At 69.6% G+C, this 21,749-nt stretch carries 19 protein-coding genes and 1 pseudogene; 8 read left to right on the forward strand and 12 right to left on the reverse strand.

From position 1 onward, the window contains the following. Window positions 1–69 precede the first annotated feature (69 nt). The 3 genes and pseudogenes from BFN33_RS17735 (at window position 70) to BFN33_RS17745 (ending at window position 5,301) form a co-directional block, all read left to right on the forward strand. The gene (locus BFN33_RS17735; protein ID WP_069761033.1) at window positions 70–1,872 is read left to right on the forward strand and encodes a DUF4357 domain-containing protein; all 1,803 of its coding nucleotides are present in this window, start codon (window positions 70–72) and stop codon (window positions 1,870–1,872) included. Then, window positions 1,869–3,104, forward strand: coding sequence for an McrC family protein (locus BFN33_RS17740; protein ID WP_079140866.1), 1,236 nt, complete (start codon window positions 1,869–1,871; stop codon window positions 3,102–3,104). Before BFN33_RS17735 ends, BFN33_RS17740 begins: the two co-directional genes overlap by 4 nt. Window positions 3,105–3,144: 40 nt before the next feature. Beyond that, window positions 3,145–5,301 (forward strand): annotated as a pseudogene (locus BFN33_RS17745) (UvrD-helicase domain-containing protein). A 9-nt stretch (window positions 5,302–5,310) separates the two neighbouring features. On the opposite strand, the gene BFN33_RS17750 reads toward BFN33_RS17745, so the two are convergent. Together BFN33_RS17750 and BFN33_RS17755 are read right to left on the reverse strand one after the other, a co-directional pair. After that, window positions 5,311–6,963 (reverse strand): N-6 DNA methylase, encoded by a 1,653-nt coding sequence (locus tag BFN33_RS17750; RefSeq protein WP_069761034.1) that lies wholly within the window; start codon window positions 6,961–6,963, stop codon window positions 5,311–5,313. Between the two features lie 210 nt (window positions 6,964–7,173). Further along, complete coding sequence (locus tag BFN33_RS17755) at window positions 7,174–7,479, reverse strand: DUF2399 domain-containing protein (RefSeq protein WP_069761035.1); 306 nt, start codon at window positions 7,477–7,479, stop codon at window positions 7,174–7,176. Between BFN33_RS17755 and BFN33_RS17760 the strand changes: the two genes are divergently transcribed. Further along, window positions 7,463–7,651 (forward strand): hypothetical protein, encoded by a 189-nt coding sequence (locus tag BFN33_RS17760; RefSeq protein WP_069761036.1) that lies wholly within the window; start codon window positions 7,463–7,465, stop codon window positions 7,649–7,651. The genes BFN33_RS17755 and BFN33_RS17760 overlap by 17 nt on opposite strands. 22 nt (window positions 7,652–7,673) lie before the next feature. On the opposite strand, the gene BFN33_RS17765 is transcribed toward BFN33_RS17760, so the two are convergent. Genes BFN33_RS17765 through BFN33_RS17805 form a run of 9 tightly spaced genes read right to left on the reverse strand, consistent with a single transcriptional unit; the run spans window position 7,674 to window position 14,718 of the window. After that, window positions 7,674–8,327 (reverse strand): NAD(P)H-binding protein, encoded by a 654-nt coding sequence (locus BFN33_RS17765; protein ID WP_069761037.1) that lies wholly within the window; start codon window positions 8,325–8,327, stop codon window positions 7,674–7,676. A 52-nt stretch (window positions 8,328–8,379) separates the two neighbouring features. Further along, window positions 8,380–9,048 (reverse strand): TetR/AcrR family transcriptional regulator, encoded by a 669-nt coding sequence (locus BFN33_RS17770; RefSeq protein WP_069761038.1) that lies wholly within the window; start codon window positions 9,046–9,048, stop codon window positions 8,380–8,382. Then, entirely contained in the window at window positions 9,048–9,452 is a 405-nt protein-coding gene (locus BFN33_RS17775; protein WP_069761039.1) for a PaaI family thioesterase, read from the reverse strand. Before BFN33_RS17775 ends, BFN33_RS17770 begins: the two co-directional genes overlap by 1 nt. 60 nt (window positions 9,453–9,512) lie before the next feature. Continuing rightward, the gene (locus BFN33_RS17780) at window positions 9,513–10,397 is read right to left on the reverse strand and encodes an SMP-30/gluconolactonase/LRE family protein (RefSeq protein ID WP_069761040.1); all 885 of its coding nucleotides are present in this window, start codon (window positions 10,395–10,397) and stop codon (window positions 9,513–9,515) included. A gap of 15 nt (window positions 10,398–10,412) precedes the next feature. Next, window positions 10,413–11,378: a sugar kinase gene (locus tag BFN33_RS17785; RefSeq protein ID WP_069761041.1), complete on the reverse strand. Its 966-nt coding sequence runs from the start codon at window positions 11,376–11,378 to the stop codon at window positions 10,413–10,415. Beyond that, on the reverse strand, window positions 11,375–11,995 hold the full coding sequence (locus BFN33_RS17790) for a bifunctional 4-hydroxy-2-oxoglutarate aldolase/2-dehydro-3-deoxy-phosphogluconate aldolase (RefSeq protein WP_069761042.1): 621 nt from the start codon (window positions 11,993–11,995) through the stop codon (window positions 11,375–11,377). The genes BFN33_RS17785 and BFN33_RS17790 overlap by 4 nt, the downstream gene beginning before the upstream one ends. Window positions 11,996–12,042: 47 nt before the next feature. After that, window positions 12,043–13,188, reverse strand: a complete 1,146-nt coding sequence (gene dgoD / locus BFN33_RS17795) for a galactonate dehydratase (protein ID WP_069761043.1) — start codon at window positions 13,186–13,188, stop codon at window positions 12,043–12,045. Next, a complete protein-coding gene (locus BFN33_RS17800; protein ID WP_069761044.1) occupies window positions 13,185–13,931 on the reverse strand; it encodes a FadR/GntR family transcriptional regulator in 747 nt (248 codons plus the stop codon). The genes dgoD and BFN33_RS17800 overlap by 4 nt, the downstream gene beginning before the upstream one ends. A 43-nt stretch (window positions 13,932–13,974) precedes the next feature. Then, window positions 13,975–14,718: an SDR family NAD(P)-dependent oxidoreductase gene (locus BFN33_RS17805; RefSeq protein WP_079140867.1), complete on the reverse strand. Its 744-nt coding sequence runs from the start codon at window positions 14,716–14,718 to the stop codon at window positions 13,975–13,977. Window positions 14,719–14,887: 169 nt separating this feature from the next. On the opposite strand from BFN33_RS17805, the gene BFN33_RS17810 reads away from it, so the two are divergent. The 3 genes from BFN33_RS17810 (at window position 14,888) to BFN33_RS17820 (ending at window position 18,130) form a co-directional block, all read left to right on the forward strand. Then, entirely contained in the window at window positions 14,888–16,234 is a 1,347-nt protein-coding gene (locus tag BFN33_RS17810; RefSeq protein ID WP_069761046.1) for an ABC transporter substrate-binding protein, read from the forward strand. Between the two features lie 64 nt (window positions 16,235–16,298). Beyond that, window positions 16,299–17,204 carry a carbohydrate ABC transporter permease gene (locus BFN33_RS17815; protein ID WP_069761047.1) on the forward strand — a complete coding sequence of 302 codons (906 nt, stop codon included), beginning with the start codon at window positions 16,299–16,301 and terminating at the stop codon, window positions 17,202–17,204. Then, window positions 17,201–18,130 carry a carbohydrate ABC transporter permease gene (locus BFN33_RS17820; protein WP_069761048.1) on the forward strand — a complete coding sequence of 310 codons (930 nt, stop codon included), beginning with the start codon at window positions 17,201–17,203 and terminating at the stop codon, window positions 18,128–18,130. Before BFN33_RS17815 ends, BFN33_RS17820 begins: the two co-directional genes overlap by 4 nt. Window positions 18,131–18,191: 61 nt before the next feature. Here BFN33_RS17820 and BFN33_RS17825 read toward each other — a convergent pair whose 3' ends face one another. Beyond that, window positions 18,192–20,240, reverse strand: coding sequence for a glycoside hydrolase family 2 protein (locus BFN33_RS17825; protein WP_069761049.1), 2,049 nt, complete (start codon window positions 20,238–20,240; stop codon window positions 18,192–18,194). Window positions 20,241–20,403: 163 nt separating this feature from the next. Between BFN33_RS17825 and BFN33_RS17830 the strand changes: the two genes are divergently transcribed. Then, window positions 20,404–21,696: a cellulase-like family protein gene (locus tag BFN33_RS17830; protein ID WP_069761050.1), complete on the forward strand. Its 1,293-nt coding sequence runs from the start codon at window positions 20,404–20,406 to the stop codon at window positions 21,694–21,696. The last annotated feature ends 53 nt before the right edge of the window (window positions 21,697–21,749 follow it).

Below are 21,749 nucleotides of genomic sequence, written 5' to 3' on the forward strand. Positions count from 1 at the left end.
AAGCCGGGCTGTCGGCGGTGGCCACTACGCTGCAGGCAACATCGGACAGTGCGGGCTGAGAGGATGTCCATGGCCGACGAGTTTCCCGAGTTTCGGCTGAGGCTGCCGAACGGCAAGATGGTGGCCCGGGGGCGGGTGCTGCCCGAGAAGGGGATGAACGGAAGTCTGAAATTCCTCGTCCTCGCCGGCTCGCCCGTGCATCCCGAAGCAACCCCCGGCATCCCGCCGTATCCCGCGGCCCAACGGGAGAAGCTCGTGGCGGACGGCGGCATCCGCAGAGAGTCGGACCGGTGGCCGGATCACTGGGAGACGACACGGGACATCGAGTGCAACTCCCCTTCTGCGGCCGCGTCCGTGGTGGCCGGGCGCGGCACCGACGGCTTGGCGCAATGGCGCACGGAGGAAGGCTTCCCGCTCGTCGACTACCTCGGGAGTTCGTGGCGCACCCCGCACAAGACCTGGCTGGTGCGGGGCTCCAATGTGTCCGGACGCGACCTGGTGCAGCGGCTGTGGGTGCCGGACGGATGGGTGACGCTGGCGGCCACGCATCTGCCGCAGGTGGACGAGGCGGACCCCACCAAGAGCGTGCTGCGGCGGTACGTGCAGGAGGGGTACGACGCCACCACCTCGTACAACCAGAAGCAGGCCATGGTCGACGAGCTGCACTACTTCCTGGCCCAGATGCGGTTGGGTGACACCCTCTGTGCCATCTCCGACGGGCAGTTGTACGTGGGCACGGTCACCGGTGAGGCCGAGCAGGTCGAGTCCGAGGGCGGTCTGTCCAATCTGCGCCGCAGGGCCAGGTGGAGGCCCGCCGGAATCCCGTACGAGGAGTTGCCGGAGGCTCTCCAGCAGAAGCTCTCGATCCAGCACGACGTCGTCGACCTGACCCCCGTCCAGGCCCTCGTGGAAGGGCTGGGCCGAAGCGACGAAGAGCTGACGGAGGAAGCCAAGGCCATAGACCGGGACCCGAGTGTCGAGCTCCCGGCGATCGTCGCCCGTCGCGAGCCCGAACTGCCCGCCCCCACGGACGAGCTGGCGGACGAGCTCCTCGTGCACGACGCCGCGTGGCTGCGAGAGGTGCGTGAATTGCTGGCAGACGAACGGCAGCTGGTGCTGTACGGGCCGCCCGGCACCGGCAAGACCTACCTGGCGCTGAAGCTCGCCGAGTTCCTCGGCGGCGGGCCCGAGCAGGTCAAGCTCGTGCAGTTCCACCCGTCATACGCCTACGAGGACTTCTTCGAGGGCTTCCGGCCCCAGGAGGACGCGCAGACCAGGGAGGTCGCCTTCCGGCTCACCGCGGGTCCGCTGCGCGAACTCGCCGATCTGGCCTCCCGTGAGGGCAACCGGCACATCCCGCATTTCCTGATCATCGACGAGATCAACCGGGCCAACCTGGCGAAGGTCTTCGGCGAGCTCTACTTCCTGCTGGAATACCGCAACAAGTCGGTGCGTCTCACCTACTCCGGCGACGACTTCGCGCTGCCTCCGAACCTGTTCGTGATCGGCACGATGAACACCGCGGACCGCTCGATCGCTCTCGTGGACGCGGCGATGCGCCGCCGCTTCGCCTTCGTCGAACTGTCGCCGCGTACGGAACCCACACGCGGCCTGCTGCGCCGCTGGCTGGCCAGAGAGGGCAAGGACGCGGAGCCCGCCGACCTGCTCGACGTGCTGAACTCACGCATCGGCGATCCCGACTTCCGCATCGGGCCCTCGTACCTGATGAAGAAGGGCGTGTACCGCGAGGGCGGCCTGGAGCGGACCTGGCGTACGAAGATCCTCCCTCTCCTCGAAGAGCACCACTACGGGGAGGGCTTGGACATCGAGAAGCGGTACGGGCTGGCCGCGCTGCGGGAGTCCCTGGCGTGACGCCCGCGGGGGAAGCCGTGCGGTCCGTCGACCTGGTCGAGCACGCGCCGGCGACCCGTCTCGCCCTGCCGGACGCCATCGGTCGTGCCCTTGCCGCTTCCGACGTCGTGGACGCGGCCCCGGACCCGTACACGCCCGGGTTCTGGTCCCTGAGAGCCGGCAGCAAGGTCGGGGCCGTGGCCGTCACGGCACCGGACGGTGGGACCCCGGTAACGGTGCGTGTCACACCCAAGGTGTCCATCGCCCGGCTCTTCTTCCTGCTCGGCTACACGCTCGATCCGCGACGGAGTTGGCGGGACGGGGAGGTCGAGGTCGCCGAGCACCGCGATCTGCTGCCGGCACTCGCCCATGCCGTGGAGCGGCAGGTGGACCGGGCCCTGCGACAAGGGCTGTTGCAGGGTTATCGAGCGACCGAGGAATCCGCGCTCGTCGTCCGCGGCCGGATCAGGGAGGCCGAACAGATCCGGCGCCGGTTCGGAGCCATGCTGCCGGTGGAGGTGGCGTACGACGAGTTCACGACCGACATCGCGGAGAACCGCATCCTGCGTACGGCTGTCGAGCGTCTCCTCCGGCTGCCCGGCATACCGCGCGACGTGCGTCGCAGACTGCTGCACCAGCGCGCCCGGCTGGCCGACGTCACCACCGTCGTGCGCGGGCAGCCGATCCCCGACTGGCGTCCCACCCGCCTCAACTCCCGCTATCACCACGCTTTGCGTCTCTCAAGCGTCGTCCTGGACGGTGCCTCCGCCGAGCACACGCCCGGCGATCTGCACATCGACGGGTTCCTGTTCGACATGAACAAGCTCTTCGAGGACTTCGTGACGGTCGCCTTGCGTGAGGCCTTCCGAACCATGGATTCGGGTCACACAGTCCGGTTCCAGGACCCGCACCACCTCGACGAGGCCGCCGCGATCCGCATGAGGCCGGACTTCGTGCTGTACGGGCGCGCCGACATCCCGTGCGCGGTCGTGGACGCCAAGTACAAGGCGGAGAAGCGGGGCGGCTTCCCGGACGCTGATCTCTACCAGATGCTGGCGTACTGCACAGCCCTCGACCTGCGCGAGGGCCATCTCGTCTATGCGAAGGGCAATGCCCCGCATGCCTCCCACGAGGTACGTCACGCCGGCATCGTCATCCATCAGCACGCCCTCGACCTGGGCCTGGAGCCCGCCGGACTGCTTGCGGAGGTCGAGGAACTGGCCCAGCGGCTGGAGGACACCGCGCGCGTATGATCGACTGCGGAGTGTCCGACCAGGGTTGGGAGTTCATTTCGTGCCGCAGCTCGCGTTCGCCAACAGTTTCTGGGAGAGCTACGACTCCCTGGAAAGGCCCGTCAAGGCCGGCGTGCGCAAGGCGATGCAGAAGTTCCAGCTGCTCTCCGTGCCCGAACTGCATGCGGACAAGGGGCTCCACCTCGAGTCCGTGCAGAACGCGCAGGACACCCGCATGCGGACCATCCGCATCAACGACTTCTGGCGCGGAGTCGTCCTCGCACCCGACGACGGCAGTGATGTGTTCCTGCTCGTCAACGTCGTGCGGCACGACGACGCGTACACCTGGGCGGCCAAGCGGCTGTACACGACGAACTCCGCGACGCGCGCCCTCGAAGTCCGCAACGTGGTCGCGCTCGAACAGCTGACTCCGGCTCTGGAGAAGGCGGCTGCCGCCGCCGACTCCCTGCTCTTCGCGAAGTACTCGGACGGCGTGCTGCGCGAACTGGGCATCGACGACCAGGTGCTGCGCGCGGTGCGGACCATAGTCGACGGGGCACAGCTCAAGGCGTTCGAGACACTGCTGCCGGAAGACCAGTGCGAGGTGCTCCAGTACCTCGCCGAAGGGTTCGGCCCCGACGAGGTGTACCGGGACGTGGTCGCCGTCCGCCGCCCGGTCGACGCGGGCCCCGACTCCGACGAGAGCCTCGCCGTGGCCATTGCCAACACCACGAGCCGCATCACGCTGGTCAGCGGTCCCGAAGAGCTGGCAGACATCCTGGAGAAGCCGTTCACGGCCTGGCGGGTGTTCCTGCACCCCTCACAACGCCGGGTCGCCTACCGAGTGTCGTACGGCGGCCCGGTCCAGATCACGGGCGGCCCCGGCACAGGCAAAACGGTCGCGGCCCTGCACCGCGTCAAGCACCTCCTCTCCCGCGCGCCCGACACCCGCGTCCTGCTGACCACCTACACGAACGCGCTGGCCTCCTCCTTGCGCGAGAACCTGTCGCTGCTCCTGGGCGATGACGCGGCGCTACTCGGCCGCGTCGATGTGACCACGGTCAACGCCTACGCGCACGGGGTCGTGACCCGCCTCGACGGCAGGGCCCCCTCCCCCGTCAACGACCGGGACGAGAGGCAGCTGTGACAGCGGGTCGTCAAACAGCTGGGCCTGCCGTGGACGGAACAGTTCCTGGCCCAGGAGTACCGGAACGTCGTCCTGGCCCAGGACCTGCGCACCGCCGAGGCCTACCGCAGCGCCCTGCGGCGCGGACGCGGCAGCGCGCTGCCGCCGGCGCGACGCGATCAACTGTGGTCGGCCGTCGAGCTGTTCGCGTCGATGCTGCGCGCGCAGAAGGCCACCACACACCTGAAGGTGTGCGCGCGTGCGGCCGACCTCCTGGCCGGGTCGGCTCCCACGCACGACCACGTCGTGGTCGACGAGGCGCAGGATCTGCATCCCGCACAGTGGCGAGTCCTGCGGGGCGCGGTGGCCGCGGGAGGCGACGACCTGTTCATCACGGGCGACCCGCACCAGCGCATCTACGACTCGAAGGTGTCGCTCGGCTCCCTGGACATCCCGGTGACCGGCCGGACACACCGTCTGCGGATCAACTACCGCTCGACGGAGGAGATCCTGATCTGGTCGACGGGCATTCTCAACCCGGTCTCGGTCGACGACCTGGGCGGCGAGGGCAGCGACACCCTGGCCGGCTACCGCTCCCTGCTGCACGGCCGCCGACCGCACGTGCACGGGTACGGCTCCGAGCAGGCGGAGGTCGCCGCACTCGTCGAACGCGTCGAGGGCTGGATCGCCCAGGGCATCCGGCCGTCGGAGATCGGGGTGTGCGCGCGGTTCAACATGCTGCTCGACAAGGCGTACGACAAGCTGGCCGCGGCCGGGATCCCCGTCGTCCGGGTCAGGGACAACCCAGGGCCCGACCAGGACGGGGTGCGGCTCGCCACCATCCACGCCATGAAGGGGCTGGAGTTCCGCTGTGTCGCGGTCCTGGGCGTGACGGCCGGCGCGGTGCCGTTCGCTCGCGAGGTGACGCCGGCCTCCGTGGACGCACTGCAGCACGACGCGGATCTGCTGCGCGAGCGGTGTCTGCTGTTCGTGGCGTGCACGCGGGCGCGGGAGGCTCTGGCGGTGACCTGGAGCGGGTCGGCCAGTTCGTTCGTGCCCCGACCTGATCGACTCGCGGACGAGGCGATCTGACGGGCTCCGTCACCTTTCCGGGGCGAGTGCCCCGTTGCCGAGCCCATTTCTTGCCAGGGCCGTCACGTCCCGGCTCAGCTCAACCACTCTCCGCGCCCGCTCCTCGAACTCCTGCAGCGCGCGGAAGGCCGCCCCGTACCGCCGCTGTTCGGTGATGTCCATCTGCGGAATGCGGGCGCCCTTGCTGTCGAGACGGAAGGTGCCGCTGGTGCTCGTGGAGCGCCGGGTGTTGCCGGCGCTGCGCAGGAAGCCCTGGAGATAGTCGGTGTCGAGCTGGTCGCTGGTCGAGACCGGTTCCGGATCTCCGTACGCGACGAGCCCTGCGCGCGCGAGGTCGGCGACGCTGACGGTAGGTCCGTCCAGAGAGCTGGGGCCCTCGCCCGCGACCAAGGCCGGCAGCAACTCCGCCAGCAGCCGAACTTGCTCGGTCAACTCCCGTCGTAGGGTCTGGTATTCGATGGCAAAGTCGCGATGGGAATCCTCGACATGACGGCCGGGCGTGAGGTCCACGGCATCGTCCAGCAGATCGATCAGGGGCACTTCCGCCATCTGCTCGGGATCCGGTTCCAGTGAGCCGTCCGGATCGACGGCCGTCAGATCGACCATGCGGACGCTGGTGGCGGCATCTCCCGGGGTCAGGGGGCGACGCAGCTGCCAGAGGTGAACCGGAAGCGCATGCGAGGCCGCCGTGCCGGAGGGAAGGGCGGTGACCTGGGTGAGGATGCCACGTCGTACGAGTTCTGCGCGGATACGGCGGCCTGCCTTGCGGTAGGCGACCGAGGCGGGTAGGACCATGAAGACCCGGCCACCAGGCGCAGTGTGCGCGTACGCGTGTTGCAACCAGGCGAGTTCACCTTCTGCACGAGAGGGGGTGCCGAACTCCCAGCGCGGGTCGAGCAACAGATCCTCGCGTCCCCAGTCGGGTTCACCGACCGGCGGATCACAGACAACCAGGTCGGCCTTGAGATTCGTCCACTGGTCATCACGCAGGGAGTCGCCGGCGACGATGTCGGTACCGTCGTGCGCGGTGAGGACGGCCCTCAGCTGTGCGAACGTGGCCCTGCGGGCGTCTGCCTCCTGCCCGCAGCGCCTTGGGCCGTGGTCTGGACCGACTGCGAGCAGGAGGGAGCCGATCCCGGAGGCCGGGTCGAAAAGGGTCGCGTCCGGTGCCACCTCACCGGCGAAGTGGCGTACGGCTCGAACGACCCGCGCTGAGGTGACCTGGTCCGATCCGGCTCGGCGTACGGAGTCGGTGAAGCGCTCGGCCAGGGCGCTCACCGCCTCTGCCGCGCCACCGCTCTCGGCAAGATCGCGCGCGAGCCGGGCGACGTCCGCCGGAAGCTCCTCACCTGCCTCTCCCTCGGTGAGGAAACGGGCGACGTCCACGAGCCCGCCGAGCATGTCGTCGCCGTAGGCTCCGCGCAGCGCCTGCCACAGCTGCACCTCCACGGAGACTTCCTGCCCCTTGCGCTGCCTGTCCAGCCAGCTCTGTACCTCGGCCAGGTCGAACAACGGACTGTTGGCGCCGCCGCCGACAGGCGTGGGGAAGTCGCCGTAGCGTCGCCGCCAGTTCGATACCGCGGCGCGGGTGACACCCGCCAGCCGTGCGATCTCGGAGCCGGTGACCAGGGGGGTGGCCTGCGGGGCAGGGGTGTCCGTCATACGGGCAACCGTACACAGGGCTCATGCCACTATCAATGAACGTATTTGTTGACGTCGTTAACAACAGATGTGATGACGCATCGTGTACGGAATGTAATGGCTCTTCTCGATGGCGTCTGAGGCGTTCCTGATCACTGGCCAGTGATCTCGTAGCGGACACCGGCCGTGTTTCACGCGCCGACGTGGCTGCAAGGGATACCGGCCGGGCATTCACCCGAGATCCTTCAGTAGCAGATCGAGCGCCGCCTCCTTGTGCAGGGCGACGCCCAGCGCGTCCATGGCGGGGGCCAGTTCCGTGTCCCACAGCGCCTCGGCCGACGGTCCGGTGAGGGCGATCGACGGTGTGCCGTTCACCTGGGCGCGGGGCGCGAGGTACTCGTAGTCGGCCGCTCGCTTGCGCCACGGCTCTGCCGCGTACGGCTGCATGACCCGGTTGGCCAGTGCGATGCCGGGCCAGTCGAAGTCGCCGTGGTAGGCGAAGGCGCTGGACGAAGCGGCGGTGAAAAGGGCGGTCATCACCTCGGCACGCCGGATCATCGCGGCCGCCGACGGCAGCAAACTCGGCCGCACCACCCACGCCTACGTCGGGCCGTCCACCCTGGTGGACACCCTTGTCACCGACACCACCGCATCCACCGACGAGACCACGGCCCTCGAAAGCAACGGCACCACTGTCAAGATCGTCTGAGTCGGGGCGCCCACCGGGCCGGTCAGGAGCGGACGTTCGCGCGGACCGCCTCTTCGATGGGTGTCGACCCCGTGTTGAGTTCGAGGATCTGCCGGCCGATCCGGGGCTCGTGGAGCAGTTCGGCCAGGGTGGCGGCGACGTCGTCGCGAGTGATCTCACCGTGGAACTCCGCCGGCCCGAGGGACACGGTGCCGGTCCCCGGACCGTCGAGGAGCAGCGAGGGACGCAGGATCAGCCAGTTCAGGTCACTGCGGCTGAGTGCGATGTCGGCGCCCTTCTTCAGGGCGAAGTAGTACTCGACCTCCTCGCCGAGGTCGCGTTCCCGCCACGATTCCGGAAGCACCGACACCAGCGCGAAGCGCTCCACACCGGCGCGGCCCGCCGCCTCGATCGCCTTGACGACGCCGTCGCCGTCGATGGCCGTCGTGACCTCCTTGGTGCCGCCGTTCGATCCGGCACTGAAGACGATCACATCGACGTCACCGAAGGCTGCCGCCAGTTGCTCCACCGTCATGCTCGAGAGATCGCCGACTTGTGCGACCACTCCTCGCGTCGCCAGTTCAGCCCGCTGATCGTCCCGGCGTACGAGCCCGTGGACGGTGTCTCCCCGCGAGCGCAGTTTCTGCGCGAGCAGACCACCGATACCGCCGGTGATGCCGATGATGAAGACGTCCACTTGGATGCTCCGTTCTCTCGATACGGTCCTGCGCAGTGCTCGGCACCGCCGTTCAGCCCAGGCGCAGCACATCGGCGATCGAGGGTGTGGACGCCTGGGATGCGGTGAGGAGGGCTCCGTGGACGGCCGAGGACGCCGCCCGTCCGACATAGCGATCACTGTCCGAGGGCCAGGCATCGCGGTCTTGGTGGATCAGAAGAGAAACCGCCCCGTGCACGCCGGCACACAGCACTCTGGCGGTTTCGGTCCTGCTCTCCACAGGTACCCCGGCATCAAGACAGGCTGCCACCTTGTCCCGGAAATAGCGGAAGCACGCGTCCTCGTTCTGGCGGCTGGCTTCGGTGGCCTCACCGGCCATCACCAGCCGGTACTGGGACGGGTGGCGCAGGCCGAACGCGATATAGGCGACGCACGTTTCATGGAGCGCCGTCACAGGGTCCGCGACGTCCCGGGACACTGCTTCCAGCTCGATGAACAGCGAACTCCACACACGCAGGCACGCCGCATGGACGAGTTCCCGCTTCGAGGCGAAGTGGAGGTAGACGGCCGGCGGGCTGACTCCCGCACGGGTCGCTACCGCCCGGACCGTCAGCGCGTCGGCGCCACCGTCTTCGAGCAGTTGATCGGCGATGTCGAGAAGCTGGTTCCGGAGCAGGCCGCCGTGCCCCTTGGCGGCGCGCACCCGGGATTCACGGTGCTCCGACGGTCCGTCACCGAGCATCACGGTGCCTTCGGTTTGACGGTCGTGACCACCTGGGTCACCCGGGCGCACAGTTCGCCTTCGTCATCACGGATGTCGACCTCGACCACGCTGTTGCGCCCCACCCGCAAGGGACGAGCTGTCGCCACGACGCCCGTGCGTGCGGGTCGAAGAAAGTGCGTGCTCGACTCGACCGTGGCCGGCGCGGCGCCGACTGGACCGTTGAGGGCGGCGCACACGGCAGCACACACGTCGGCGATCCCCATCAACGCCCCTCCATGGAGGCCACCACCCACGGTGGAGAGGGAGCGGTCGTGCGCCAACCGGGCCCGCACACCGGCTTCCGAGATCTCCTCGAACACGACTCCGAGCGTCTTGGCGTACGGCGCCAGCGCGTAGACGTCTTCCGCTTCAAGTGTGGGCACAGGCTGCTCCCGTCTAGGTTAACGGCGATAACTTATCGATGTTAACTCAGGCCGTCAATCTCAGAGCCGACCCCGCCAGGAACGCCCCGCCGTTCCCCGCACCGGTACCGGTACCGGGAAGCTGAGCACCGCGCCGGAGGTCGCCGTCGGGTTCGTCACCCCGTAGCGGGCCGTGGTGACGAACAGGCGGTTGTCGTCGGGGGGCAGGCACACCGACGTGGGATGCGGGGCGGGGACGGCCAGGGTGTGCAGGAGGCGGCCGTCGGGGTGGTAGCGGCGGACCGCACCGGCTCCCCACAGGGCGACCCACAGACAGCCCTCCGCGTCGACGGTCATTCCGTCGGGGCTGCCCTCGTCGTCACGCAGTCGGGCGAAGGTTTCCGGGCTGCTCGGGAGATCGCCCGAGAGCGGGTCGATCCGGCAGCGGAGGATGGTGCCGACCGCCGTGTCGGCGAGATACATGATGGCGCCGTCCGCGGTGAAAGCCGGGCCGTTGGCAATGGTCAGGCCGTCGAGGACGCGTACCACGGTGCCGTCGGGGTCCGTGCGGTACAGGGAACCCGCGCCGGGGGTGCCGTCGTAGGCCATGCTGCCGGCCCAGAAGCGCCCTGCGGGGTCGGCGACGCCGTCGTTCATGCGGCTGGGGAACGGGGTGCGGTCCTCTGGTCGGTCCAGCCAGTCCAGGGCGCCGTCGGGGGTGAGCAGCGCGATGCCCGTTCCCGCGGCGGCGATCCAGGTGTCCAGCCGGCCGTGCACCGGCGCGACGGCGCCCAACGGTACGTCGAGGCAGGCGAGTCGGGTCGGCCCGGTGTCGTCGCGCGGTTCGAAGAGCCGACCGCTGAGGATGTCGACGTACACGTACCGGTCGTCGAACCAGCGGCCGCCCTCGGCGAGTTCGTACGCTCCGTCCACGACGAGCGTCGCCGACGCTGCCGTTGATGTCATGTCGCGTCTCCTGGATCAGCGGATGGTCGTGCCGTCGGGCTGGTCGAACAGGCCGAGTTCGTCCCGTGTCGGAAGGCCCTCCCAGTCGCCCCGGGTGGCGACGGCGAAGGCCGCGGTGGTGACGGCTCGGTGGAGGCGGGCCGGGGTGTCCGCGCCGTCGAGGAGGCCGGACAGGTATCCGGCCACGAAGGCGTCGCCCGCGCCGACCAGATCGACGGCGTCGACCTGGCGCGCCGCGCAGTCGGTCGCTCCCTCGGCGGTGACGCTGGTCGCGCCCGCCGCGCCCCGTTTGACGACCACCTCGGTCACGCCTGCCGCCAGGATGCCGTGCGCGGCCTCGGTTTCGTCGGCGGCCGGTCGTTCGAGCACCAGCGGCAGTTCGTCCTCCGAGGCGATGAGCAGGTCGGTGCGGGCCAGCAGCGGTAGGAGCGCGGTGCGGGCGCGGTCGGCGGTCCACAGCCGGGAGCGGTGGTTGACGTCGAGGCATACGGTGATGCCGGCTTCGCGGGCGGCGGTGGCGGCGGCCAGGGCGGCCTCGGCGGCCGACGGGCCGAGCGCAGGGGTGATGCCGGTCAGATGCAGGATGCGGGATCCCGGAGCCAGTGCGGGCAGGACGTCGGCCGGTGAGACGGCCGAACCGGCGGAACCCGCGCGGTAGTAGCTGACCCGGGTGAGCGTGCCGAGACGGGGTTCGGTGAGCAGCAGGCCGGTGGGCCGGCCGGTGTCGTCGGTGACCGCGTGGCCGATGTCGACGCCCTCGGCGCGCAGGGTGCGCAGTACCAGTGCGCCGAGTTCGTCCGCGCCGACCCGGCCCGCCCAGCGCACCCGGTGGCCGAGCCGGGCGAGGCCGATGGCGACGTTGGACTCGGCTCCCGCGACGGACAGGCCGAGGCTGCCGCCGAGCCGCAGCGCACCCTGGGCCCGGAGCGCCGCCATGGTCTCGCCGAAGGTCACGACCTCGGGTGCGGCCGGGGTCGTCATGGCGTCTCCCCCGCGGCCACCGCGCGGAACTCGGCCGCCCGGGCGCGGAGTCCGGCGAGGTCGCCGCCGTCGGCCGCGTCGCCCACGAGGGGTGAGCCGACGCCTACGGCGAGGGCACCCCGGTCCAGGTAGTCGCGCGCGGCCCGCGCGTCCACTCCGCCGACGGGCACGAAGGGCACCTCGGGGAAGGGATCCCGCAGGGCGCGCAGATAGCCGGGCCCGCCGAGCGAGCCGGGGAAGAGTTTGATCGCGTCGGCGCCCCATGCGAGGGCCTGTTCGATCTCGCTCGGGCTCAGCGCCCCCATCAGCACGGGCACGCCGTACGATGCCAGTCCGTCGACCAGTGCCGGGGTGACGAGGTAGGACGCGCCGGCGTCCACGGCGCGTGCGGCGTCCTCGGCCGAGCGCACGGTTCCGGCGCCGAGCAGGGCGTCGGGGCCGAGTTCGGCGCGGGCCCGCCTGATGACGGTGAGGGCGTCGGTCGTGGTCAGTGAGACCTCGACGGCCGTGACGCCCTCCTCGGCGAGGGTGCCTACGGTGCGCAGGGCGGCGGCGGGGTCCTTGCCTCGTACGATCGCCAACAGGCGCTGGGCGCCGAGCGATTCCACCAGGTTCATGGGAGCGGGCTCTCCTTGGTTTCGGGGTGTGGGGGCCGGAGGGTGCTTCACCACTCGGTGAACGCCCCGTCCGCTCCCCGCCACACGGGGTTGCGCCAGCGGTGTCCGGTCTCGGCGGCCCGGCGTACCGCGTCTTCGTCGATGTCGACGCCGAGACCGGGGCGGGAGCCGGCGACGGCGTATCCGCCCTGGAAACGGAAGGGTTCGGGGTCCATCACGTACTCCAGCAGGTCGCACTGCTGGTTGTAGTGGATGCCCATGCTCTGTTCCTGGATGAGGAAGTTCGGTACAGAGAAGGCGATCTGGAGGCTTGCGGCCAGGGCGATCGGGCCGAGGGGGCAGTGGGGGGCCAGGGCGACGTCGTACGTCTCGGCCATGGCCGCGATGCGACGGACCTCGGAGATGCCGCCGGCGTGCGACAGGTCCGGCTGGGCGACGGCGATGCCGCTGGCCATGACCTCACGGAAGTCCCAGCGGGAGTAGAGGCGTTCGCCGGTGGCGAGCGGGATGCTCGTGGACTCCACCAGGCTGCGCAGATGGCCCGAGTGTTCCGGTGCGACGGGTTCCTCGACGAACAGCGGGTGCAGGGGTTCGAGCAGGGGCAGCAGACGTCGTGACATGGCGGTGGAGGCCCGGCCGTGGAAGTCGACGGCGACGTCCCGCTCGTCGCCCAGCACCTCGCGGACGGCCGCGACGCGTTCGACGACCTCGGCGGTGCGGGCCGGGGTGTCGATCGGCGCGAGTTCGGCGGAGGCGTTCATCTTCACCGCGGTGAAGCCCGCCTTCATCTGTTCCTCGGCCAGCTCCGCGACATCGCTGGGGCGGTCCCCGCCGATCCAGGCGTACATCCGGACGCGGTCACGTACGGGGCCGCCGAGGAGGCGGTGCACCGGGACGCCGTAGGTCTTGCCTGCGATGTCCCACAGGGCCTGGTCGATGCCGGCGACGGCGCTGGAGAGGATGGGGCCGCCCCGGTAGAAGCCGCCCTTGGTGAGGACCTGCCAGTGGTCCTCGATGCGCAGCGGGTCCCGGCCGACGAGGTAGTCGGCCAGTTCGTGCACCGCGGCGCGTACGGTCTCGGCGCGGCCCTCGATCACGGGCTCGCCCCAGCCGGTGACCCCCTCGTCGGTGGCGACGCGCAGGAACAGCCAGCGCGGAGCCACCAGGAACGTCTCAAGTCCGGTTATCTTCAAGGAGTTTCCTCGGGGAGCGGGTCGGTCGGGGCGTCGTCGTGGTCTTCCTGCGCCTGTACGGCGGCCAGGTCGTGGGACGCCTGCGCGAGCAGCGACTCCACGGCGGCAACGGCCGCGTCCGGGTCACCCGCCTCGACCGCCGCGAGCAGGTCCTGGTGCACGGGGATGGAGTCGGAGAAGTGCCGGGCGCCGTGCACGATCCGGTCGCGTACGCGCAGACCCGCCTCGATGACGACCTCCATCCGGCTGAGCAGTTCGTTGTGGGCGGCCTCCAGCAGGGCGCGGTGGAAGGCCAGGTCCGCCTCGACCATCGCGTCCGCGTCCGTCCCGGCCGCCGCCATCGCGTCGAGCGCCTGCCGCAGCGCGGTCAGGTCGGCGGGGGTGCGGCGGGCCGCGGCGAGCCTGGCTCCGGCGGGTTCGACGATCGCGCGGACCTCGGCCAGGTCCTCCAGGAAGCCGTCGGTGGGGGCGCTGCTGCCCTGCCAGCGCAGCAGGTCGCTGTCGAGCAGGTTCCAGTCGGCGCGGGGCCTGATGGTCGTACCGCGTTTCTGCTTCGACTCGAGCAGGCCCTTGGCCGCCAGCACGCGCAGCGCCTCGCGGACGACGGTCTTGCTGACGCCGAGTTCGGTTTCGAACTTGACCGGGTCCACGACGGAGCCCGGAGGGTAGTCGCCGCGGATGATGCGCCGGCCCAGTTCCTCCACCGCCTGGCCGTGCAACCCCTTGGGGGGATGGGTCACCACGTGCTCCGTTTCCGTATCGGTCCTGAAGTGCTGTGCGCACTGCTCACGAGGACTCCTTCATGACGCTCCATCCTCCATCGACCACCAGGCTGGCGCCGGTCACATAGGAGCCGTCCGCCGAGGCCAGGAAGGCGACGGCGGCCGCCACCTCCTCCGGCTGCCCGAACCGCCGGGCCGCGGTGGCCGCCACACTGCGTTCCCGGTCCGGCTCGGGGATGCCGTCCCAGGCGGCGGTGAGGATGGGTCCGGGCAACACGGTGTTGACCCGGATGTCAGGACCGTACTCGACGGCCAACTGCCGTCCCAGCGAGCACAGTGCGCCCTTCGCGGCGGCGTAGGCGGCATGGCCCGGCAGCCCGATGACGGCGTGCACCGAGGAGGTCAGCACGACGGAGCCCCGGGCTTCCCGCAGCATGGCCGCGAAGGTCTTCATCGCCCGCCAGGCGGGCTTGAGCAGCACGGCCATCTGACCGTCCCACTCGGCCTCGCTCAGTTCGTCGGCGGGTTTGTTGAGCTGGGCGAAGGCGTTGCTGTGCAGCACGTCCAGCCGCCCGTGGCGCTCTGCGACGTGGCGGGCCAGGTTCTCCCAGTCGGCGGCCGAGGTCACATCGCAGCGCACGTACTCCGCGCGTCCACCGCTGTCGATGATGCCTGCCGCGACCGCCTTGCCGGCTGTGTCGTCCACGTCCGTGACCACGACCACCGCGCCTTCGGCCGCGAGCCTGCGTGCCGTGGCCGCGCCGATGCCGTGTGCGGCACCGGTGATCACCGCCACGCGCCCGGTCATCCTGCGGCATTCCGTCATCACGTGCTCTCCCCTCGCTCCTGCCTACGGGCCCACCATAGCTGTTTCAATTAATTATGAATATATCTTGACGGGGTGGCGATGCCGCTCCGAAACTGACCGGCATGCAACAGGCACCTTCAGTACGAAGCCAGGAAGGACCCTCCTCCCCATGAGCCGCACCACACCCCGCCGCCGAAGCCGGGGCGCACTCGCAGTGACCCTTGCCGCCGCCTCCCTGCTGATCTCCGCCTGCGGGGGTTCGACCGGTTCGAAGGACCCCGCGGTCCAGAAACCCGCCAAGCCCGGCCAGAAGGTCGACCTGCGCTTCTGGTCGTGGGTACCCGGTGTCGACAAGGCTGTCGACAAGTGGAACGCCACCCACCCGGACATCCACGTCAAACTGGAGAAGATCCCGGCGGGCAGCAGCGGCGGCTACGCCAAGATGCGCGCCGCGCTGAAGAGCGGCAACGCACCCGACCTGGCACAGGTGGAGTACCAGGAGATCCCCTCGTTCCTCCTGGAGAACGGCCTGGTGAACCTGTCCCAGTACGGCGCGGACAAGGACCGGTCGAAGTTCGTGGACTGGCAGTGGCAGCAGGGCGTCTTCGACGAGGCCGTCTACGCGATCCCCCAGGCGTCCGGTCCGATGGGCCTGTTCTACCGCTCCGACCTGTACAAGAAGTGGGGTATCAAGCCGCCCGCCACCTGGGACGACTTCGCCCAGGCCGCGCAGAAGATCCACGACGCCGACCCGAAGGCCTACATCAGCACCTTCCCGGCCGGCAACTCCGCCTGGTTCACCGCCCTCGCATGGCAGGCCGGCGCCAAGTGGTTCGGCGTGAACGGCGACACCTGGACGGTGAACATCAACTCGCCGCAGACGCTCAAGGTCGCGGCCTTCTGGGACGACCTGCGCAGCAAGAAGGTGATCAAGACCGAGCCCGACTTCGCCAACGGCTGGTACAAGGACCTGCAGAGCGGCGCCATCACCTCGTGGGTCAGTGCCCAGTGGGGCGACGCCATCATCAGCGGCAACGCTCCTCAGACCGCCGGCAAATGGGCGGTCGCACCCATGCCGCAGTGGAAAAAGGGCTCGAACGTGTCCGCGAACTGGGGCGGATCCTCCACGGCCGTCCTCAAGGGCGCGGGGCACATCCCCGAGGCCCTGAAGTTCGCCGAATGGCTCAACACCGACCCCACGAGCGTCGACCTGCTGCTGCAGGGCGGCTACGGCTGGCCCGCGGCGGCCGACGGGTACAAGGGTTCCTCGCTGGACAAGCCGTCATCGTTCTTCGGAGGCCAGAAGTACAACGAGGTCTTCGCGGAGGCGGACAAGAGCATCGACAACTCGTGGAAGTGGATACCCACGATCGACGCCACCTACCAGCACCTCAACGACGGCTTCCAGGCCGCCCTGGCCGGCAAGGGCACGTTCGTCTCCGCGGTCCAGCAGGCGCAGAAGCAGACCGTCGAGGATCTGAAGAGGAAGGGTCTGAAGGTTTCCACCGGCCAGTGACCATCTCCGGAGGGCGCGACACGGCCGCCGCCGTTGTGCCCTCCGGACTCCAGAAAGAACCCTGATGCCCACCCGAGCGCCCCGTCGCCGCAGAAATCTGGCGCCCGTCGTCTTCGTCGCGCCGTTCCTCCTGCTGTTCCTACTGACCTTCGCCCTGCCCATCGGCTACGCCGTCTACCAGAGCGTCATGGATGTCGAGCACACCGGAGCCCTGGGGCTCGGCGGCAGCCATACCGTCTTCGTAGGGCTCGGCAACTACGCCGACGCGTTGTCCGATCACGCCTTTGTGCGAAGCATCGGTCGCGTACTGCTGTTCGCGGCCGTCCAGGTACCGGTGATGGTCGCGTTGTCCGCCGGGCTCGCGCTGCTGCTGGAGAGCGCCTCGGCCAGAGGCGTGCGGTTCTTCCGCGCCGCCTTCTTCCTGCCCTACGGCGTTCCGGGGGTCATCGCGTCCATCCTGTGGGGCTTCCTCTACGTTCCGGGAGTCAGCCCTCTCGTGGACGGCATGCGCCATCTGGGGGTGTCGGTCGATCTGCTGGGCGGAAACACGGTCCTGTGGTCCATCGCGAACATCGTCACGTGGGAGTTCGCCGGCTACAACGTGCTGGTTCTCGTGGCCCAGTTGCGCACAATCCCCGCGGAGCTGTACGAGGCCGCCCGCATCGACGGCGCCAGTGCGTGGATGACGGTCCGGCACGTCAAACTGCCGCTGCTGCGCCCGGCGCTGATCCTCACCACGGTCTTCACCATCATCGGCACGCTGCAGTTGTTCGCAGAACCGCTGGTGCTCAAGCCCGTCTCGTCGAGTATCGACAGCGCCTACACCCCCAACCTCAGCGCTTACAACGAGGCGTTCACCAACGACAACTACCACCTCGCCGCTGCCGAGGCAGTGCTGCTCGCCCTCGCCGCGTTCGTGCTCTCCTTCGGTTTCCTGCGGCTGATCAACAAGAGAGGCGGGGACGCGTGAGTCTCCAGACACCGGCCCGCAAAGTCCCGCCGCTGGGCGAGACGCCGGCCTCCGACGACGGCCCGAAGCCGGGCAGCGGCATCACCGAGGTCACCACGCGCAGTCGCATGCTGGTCACCGGCCTGCTCGTGGCGGCCGCAGGATACTTCCTGCTTCCGGTGTACTGGCTGGCCGTGGCGTCCACCAAATCCACCGGCAACCTGTTCGGCAGCTTCGGGTTGTGGTTCTCCCATCCCCAGTTCCTGAGCAACCTGCGCCAGGTGGTCACCTACGACCATGCGATCTACCTGCGCTGGGCCGCCAACAGCCTGCTGTACGCGGGCGTCGGCGCAGTCGTGGCGACGCTTCTGGCCGCGATGTCCGGCTATGCGCTGGCCAAGTTCTCCTTCGCCGGCCGCGACACGCTCTTCAACCTCGTGCTGGGTGGCGTCCTGATCCCCGCCACGGCGCTGGCACTGCCCATGTACCTGCTGTTCAGCCAAGCAGGCCTGGCCAACACCTACTGGGCCGTACTGCTGCCCAGCTTCGTCAGCCCCTTCGGCGTGTACCTGTGCCGGATCTACGCCGCGGCATCCATACCGGACGAGCTGTTGGAGGCCGCCCGCATCGACGGCGCGGGCGAGATCCGCATCTTCACGGTCGTCGCTCTGCGCATCATGACCCCCGCCCTGGTGACGATCTTCCTCTTCCAGTTCGTCGGCATCTGGAACAACTACTTCCTGCCGCTGGTCATGCTGTCCGACTCCAAGCTGTACCCGATCACCCTGGGTCTGACGTCGTGGCAGTCCTTCGCCGACCGGCAGCCTCAGCTCTATCAGCTGACCGTCGGAGGTGCCTTCGTCTCCGTCGTCCCTCTGATGATCGCCATGGTCGTCCTGCAGCGCTTCTGGCGCAGCGGTCTGACCGAGGGCAGCGTCAAGGGCTGAGGCCTCGATGGCTGAAGGGGGGATTGGCGGTCCGCCCCTCCCCCCTTCAGCCATTTGACGCTCACTCACCGCGCGGCACGGCCGCCTTCCGGAAGGCGTCGTAGACCAGCTTGGGCCGCTCCTCCGCGAACGTGAGCAGGCCCATCACGGAGATGCCGTTGTAGTCCTGGTTGTACCCGGCCCGCTGCTTGTAGTCCTTGAGGACCCAGTACGTGAAGCCGGCGACGAACGCGCTGCGCGCGGTCACCTGTGCCCAGTGCGCGGTGAAGCTCGCCGCCTGCCACTCCTCCGTGCCCTGCGTGGTGTCGGGGCCGTGGGTGCCGGCCAGGGACCAGGTGCCGTTCTCGGTGATCAGGATCGGCTTGCCGGGATACTTCGCGTGGACGGCGTCCAGCGTGGGACCGAGGTCGGCGTCCTTGCCGTAGAAGTAGCCGAAGTACTCGTTGAACCCGATCACGTCGGCGAGGTCGAACGCGGGGTCGTTGCTCGTGTTGGAGGCCCAGGTCACCGGGCGGGCGGTGAGGTCGACGGCCTTGACGGCCGCCTTCAGGTCGGCGAGCCAGGCCCGGTAGACGGGCGCGCCGTCCGCGTCGATCTCCGACTCGTTCTGCAGCCCCCACAGGATCACCGACGGGTGGTTGTGCTGGTTCCACGCCATGGTCAGCGCCAGCGCGCGGGCGAGGCCGTACCGCTCGGTCTGGAGCTTCTCCTGGGCGGTGTTGAGCCACATCGTGTCGATGTCGTCCATCACCAGCACGCCGTGCGCGTCCGCCCAGTCGTAGACGTACGGGTGGCGGTTGTAGACGCAGTTGCGGATGAAGTTGGCGCCCAGCGTCGTGAGGTGGCCCAGTTCCCGGTCGTACTCGGCCGGTGTCATCGCCCTGCCGTGTTCGGCCGTCTCCTCGTGCCAGTTGAGGCCCTTGAGGAACAGCGGCCTGCCGTTCAGGCGCAACTGGGCGTCGGCGGTGCTCAGTTCGCGTACGCCGTACACGGTGGACAGCGTGTCCACGCGTGGGCCCGAGGACCTGCCGGCGGTCAGGGTGGCGCGGGCGGTGAGCGTGTGCGGCGCGGCCGGGCTCCAGCGGGGCGCGCCGGGTATGCGGACCACGACCCGTACGACGCCCGCCGACCGGGCGGCGATCCGGGCCGCGACCACCGTGGGCCGGCCGCCGCTGTCCCGTCCGGGGTCCAGGGTGATCCGGCCGTCGAAGTCCGCGTCGCCGTGGTTCTCGACGACCGCGTGCGCCGTAAGGTGCCCGTTCGCGGCGGCCACGAGCAGTTTGGCGACGGTGACCTGCGGGACCGCCTCGATCCAGGCCGACCGGGTCAGGCCCGCGTAGGGCCAGTGGTCGACGGGCTTGTAGGGCAGCTCGTGGTCGTCGGTGACGGGCTGCGGAGCCGAGGCCGTGTAGTCGGTGTAGCTCGCCCGGCGGAAGACGCGCACGGCGATCGTCTGGCGGGTTCCCGGCCGCAGCGCCCCCGCCACCGGCAGCGCGAAGGGCGAGTTGGCGCCCTCGTGCTTGCCGAGGTGCGTGCCGTCGAGCCAGACCTCGGCGCTGTAGCCGGCGGCCAGGAAGGCGATGCGTACGTGCCGGGCACGCCAGGACGCGGGAACGTCGACGGCCGTGCGGTACCAGGCGTACCCGTCGCTGAACGCCGTGCCCTGGCCGAAGGGGGCGGACTGCGAGCCGAATCCGGGGGTGTGCAACAGGTCCCAGGCCGACGGGACGTCGATGAGGTCCCAGGCGCGGTCGTCGTGGTGCGGGGACTGCCAGGTCTCGCCGAGTCCCTGGTCGGCGGGGTCGAAGCGGAAGCGCCACCGCTTGTCCAGGGACAGGTAGTCGCGAGTGGGCTCGTGGGTGCGCCAGCCGTCGAAGGCCGGAAGCACCGTGCCGTACTGGAAGACGACGTGGGTGCCGCCCACGTCGCGCACATGGGTGCCGGAGGGCTCGGTGGCGGGGTGGGAGTCGAGAACCGGGCCGTTCGCGGCGGCCGCGGGTGTGCCGTCCGCCGCTCGTGCCGTCTGCGGCCAGGCCGGCAGGCCGACGACGGTGGCCGCCCCGAGGGCCGTGACGACGGCGCGCCGGGACAAGTGGATGGATTCGGTCATGACAGGCGGCTCCTCGATGCACATGCGTGTTCGTCCGCCCCACAGCCTGGACAACCCCGTCACCCTCGTCAAGGATTATTCATAAATAATGAATTGAGCTAGCGTGGTGCCGTCGAGTCAGTTGCCGACGGCGTCCTACCGCACACGAACGACGGGTGACCTCATGACCACCGCACAGCAGCAAGCCACCACGAGCGCGCCCACGGGCCGACTCGCCATCACCTTGTGGGACTTCAGCTGGTACACACAGGCAGGACCCGGCGAGCCCTTCGCCGACCTCGACCGCGCCTTCGCCGAGACGGTGGACCGCGGCTTCAACACCGTGCGCGTCTGCGCCATGCCCTTCCTGCTGTTCTCCGGGCGCGTCCCCGACCCGGAGTCCCTCCAGGTCCGCGGCCTGGGCGAGCAGTTCGGCCAGCGCACCCGCTGGTACGACGTGCGCGGCGGCTACCCGCTGGACGGCCGCCGACGGCTCGTCGAGCTGTTCGAGGCCGCCGCCCGCCACGACTGCAAGGTGATCGTGTCCTCCTGGGAGTACCAGCAGTCCCCCAGCTTCGCCGACACCGACACCTGGCACCGCGCCCTGGCCGAGGTGCCGGGCCCGGACCGCGCCGAGGCGGTGGCCGAAGCGCTCGCCGGACTCCTCGACTTCCTCACCGAGCGCGGCCTGGCCGACCAGGTCGCCTACGTCGAAGTGCACAACGAGGTCGACAACTGCGATCTGGTACCGGCCGACGGCACCCCCGGCCACTACACCCGGCTGCGCGGCCCGCTCGAACGCGCGGTGAAGCTGCTGCGGTCACGCCACCCCGGCATCCCCGTCACCTACTCGCTGGGCGAGCCCTGGCCCGGCGAGCTCGACGACCTGCCGGAGCAGGCGCAGATCGCGCACTTCCACTTCTACGTCTACGGCGTGCTCGGCGCCCTGTACGAGGCGGTCGGACTGGGGCACGGCACCGAAGCGGCGCCCGAGACGGCCACCTGGCCCACCCCCGAACTGGCCGCCATGCTGCGCCCCGACGCACCCTCCTTCGCCGACCACCAGCCCGACGAGCCCTGGCGGCTGGCCGCGACCGGAATCCCGCGCGAGCTGTTCTACGCCCACGACTGGGTCGACCCCGACCGCTGGGACCTGTGGCTCTACGAGAACTATCCGGCGCACCGGCAGGCCATGCGGGAGACGCTCGCCGGGTGGGTGGACTCCGTCGCCGAGTTCGCCCGTCGCCGTGGCATCCCGGCCGTCCTCGGCGAGGGCGTCGTGGGCTACACCCCGTTGCTGACGCGCTTCGAGGAGGACGCGGTCGGCAAGGACATCGCCGAGTTCGTCGTCGACCGCTGCGTCGCCGCGGGTTTCCAGGGCGTCGTCCTGACCTCCAACGCGGCCCCGCACCACCCCATGTGGCACACCGACCGGGACTGGATGCGGCGGGTCAACTCCCGTGTCACCGCGGCCTGAACGCCCCGCGGCGGTCGATCGCTCATGATGTCGCCGGCTCGGCGCGGATCCGC

The sequence above is a fragment of the Streptomyces sp. LUP47B genome, assembly GCF_001746295.1.
Taxonomy (GTDB): domain Bacteria; phylum Actinomycetota; class Actinomycetes; order Streptomycetales; family Streptomycetaceae; genus Streptomyces.

Excerpts from the sequence above, each read along its gene's own strand:
- BFN33_RS17735 (WP_069761033.1), top strand. The coding sequence starts at position 70 with ATGGCCGACGAGTTTCCCGAGTTTCGGCTGAGGCTGCCGAACGGCAAG.
- BFN33_RS17750 (WP_069761034.1), bottom strand. The coding sequence starts at position 6,963 with ATGACGGACACCCCTGCCCCGCAGGCCACCCCCCTGGTCACCGGCTCC.
- BFN33_RS17755 (WP_069761035.1), bottom strand. The coding sequence starts at position 7,479 with ATGACCGCCCTTTTCACCGCCGCTTCGTCCAGCGCCTTCGCCTACCAC.
- BFN33_RS17770 (WP_069761038.1), bottom strand. The coding sequence starts at position 9,048 with ATGCTCGGTGACGGACCGTCGGAGCACCGTGAATCCCGGGTGCGCGCC.
- BFN33_RS17780 (WP_069761040.1), bottom strand. The coding sequence starts at position 10,397 with ATGACATCAACGGCAGCGTCGGCGACGCTCGTCGTGGACGGAGCGTAC.
- BFN33_RS17785 (WP_069761041.1), bottom strand. The coding sequence starts at position 11,378 with ATGACGACCCCGGCCGCACCCGAGGTCGTGACCTTCGGCGAGACCATG.
- BFN33_RS17790 (WP_069761042.1), bottom strand. The coding sequence starts at position 11,995 with ATGAACCTGGTGGAATCGCTCGGCGCCCAGCGCCTGTTGGCGATCGTA.
- BFN33_RS17805 (WP_079140867.1), bottom strand. The coding sequence starts at position 14,718 with ATGACCGGGCGCGTGGCGGTGATCACCGGTGCCGCACACGGCATCGGC.
- BFN33_RS17810 (WP_069761046.1), top strand. The coding sequence starts at position 14,888 with ATGAGCCGCACCACACCCCGCCGCCGAAGCCGGGGCGCACTCGCAGTG.
- BFN33_RS17815 (WP_069761047.1), top strand. The coding sequence starts at position 16,299 with ATGCCCACCCGAGCGCCCCGTCGCCGCAGAAATCTGGCGCCCGTCGTC.
- BFN33_RS17825 (WP_069761049.1), bottom strand. The coding sequence starts at position 20,240 with ATGACCGAATCCATCCACTTGTCCCGGCGCGCCGTCGTCACGGCCCTC.
- BFN33_RS17830 (WP_069761050.1), top strand. The coding sequence starts at position 20,404 with ATGACCACCGCACAGCAGCAAGCCACCACGAGCGCGCCCACGGGCCGA.